The sequence below is a fragment of the Azospirillum sp. B506 genome (genome assembly GCF_000333595.1).
In the GTDB taxonomy this organism is placed as follows: domain Bacteria; phylum Pseudomonadota; class Alphaproteobacteria; order Azospirillales; family Azospirillaceae; genus Azospirillum.
In genome coordinates, this window is sequence record NZ_BADK01000650.1 from 1 (window position 1) to 1,004 (window position 1,004).

General features: G+C 71.1%; 2 protein-coding genes. Both read left to right on the plus strand.

What is annotated here, in order from left to right; translation table 11 throughout:
- A partial coding sequence (locus I71_RS19350) for a glutamate racemase (RefSeq protein WP_042696656.1) occupies positions 1-590 on the plus strand: 590 nt, incomplete at its 5' end.
- On the plus strand, positions 590-1,004 hold a 415-nt coding region (locus I71_RS19355; RefSeq protein WP_042696658.1), incomplete at its 3' end, for an urease accessory protein UreE. The genes I71_RS19350 and I71_RS19355, both read left to right, overlap by 1 nt.

Here is a 1,004-nt window from a genome sequence, read left to right on the forward strand (position 1 = left end):
CTCCCGTCGGCCCATCCCGGCCGCACGTGCTGGGTGTGCTGGTGCCGATGGTGGAGGCGATCACCCGCGTTCCCTGGATGATCGACACGGTTCCGTCCGACCATCTCGCCGAACCGCGCAGCGTCGCCATCTTCGCGACCGCGGCGACGGTCAACTCCGGCTCCTTCCCACGGGAGATCGGCAAGCGGGCGCCGTCCGTCCGCGTCGTGCAGCAGGCCTGCCCTGACCTCGTGCCGCTGATCGAGCGCGGTGCGCCGGACGACGAGATCGAACCGGCGGTCGCCGGCTATGTCCGCGTCCTGCTGGACAAGATGGGCAGCCAGCCGCTGGATACGGTGGTGCTGGGCTGCACCCATTACCCGCTGGTCCGTCACCTGTTCGCCCGCGCCCTGCCGTCGGGGGTGGAGATCCTGTCGCAGCCGACGCTGACCGCCCGCTCGCTCGACCAGTATCTCGACCGTCATCCCGAATACCGGCCCGATCCGGCTGAACGGGGCCTGAAATTCTTCACCACCGGAGACGCGGTGCTGGTCAGCGAACTGGCCGGCCGCTTCTTCGGCCACCCGACCCCCTTCGAACGGCTTCGCTGATGACCGATTCCACCCGCCGCGCCACCCGAGTCCATGCCCGCGGCCACTGGCCGGTCGAGCAGGCGGCCGGCACTGTGACTCTTGCCTTCGACGACCGGTTCCGCCGCCGCATGGCGATGACCGACGATGCCGGCGGCGCCTTCCTGCTCGACCTGCCGCGGGCGGTGGCGCTGGACGACGGCGACGGGCTGGAACTGGGCGACGGCAGCTTCCTCCGCGTGGTCGCCGCGCCCGAGGAGCTGATGGAGGTCCGCGTGCCCGGGCCGGTCGAAGCCTTCGCGCGGGTCGCCTGGCATCTCGGCAACCGCCACCTGCCGGTGCAGATCGCCGGCGACGCCATCCGCCTGCGCCGCGACCATGTGATCGAGGACATGCTGCGCGGGTTGGGGGCCGAGGTTCGCGACGTGACGGCAC